Below are 244 nucleotides of genomic sequence, written 5' to 3'. Positions count from 1 at the left end.
ATATCGTCTATTCCTTCAAAGCATTGTTTTTCGCACTAAAAATTGACTTCAGCAGATATTCTAATATGGTTCGCTTACCAGTGATAATATCCACTGAAGCAGTAATACCAGGAATAATGGGTAGCGAATTATCTTTATCTAGGCTTGTCTCTTTTGTCCGAATACGGACTAGATAGTAACTATTGCCTTCTTCATCTGTTGTTGTATCGGCACTAATGTGCTCAAGCGTACCTTCTAAACCGAC

General features: G+C 38.1%; 1 pseudogene. It reads right to left on the bottom strand.

What is annotated here, in order from left to right:
* Nucleotides 1–7: 7 nt before the first annotated feature.
* A pseudogene (locus A3774_RS16215) lies at nucleotides 8–244 on the bottom strand (HlyD family type I secretion periplasmic adaptor subunit); the annotation flags it as partial.

The sequence above is a fragment of the Neptuniibacter marinus genome (genome assembly GCF_001597725.1).
Taxonomy (GTDB): Bacteria; Pseudomonadota; Gammaproteobacteria; order Pseudomonadales; family Balneatricaceae; genus Neptuniibacter; species Neptuniibacter marinus.
Note: the sequence above shows the minus strand (reverse complement) of the source record. Positions and strands in the feature narration are given on the sequence as shown.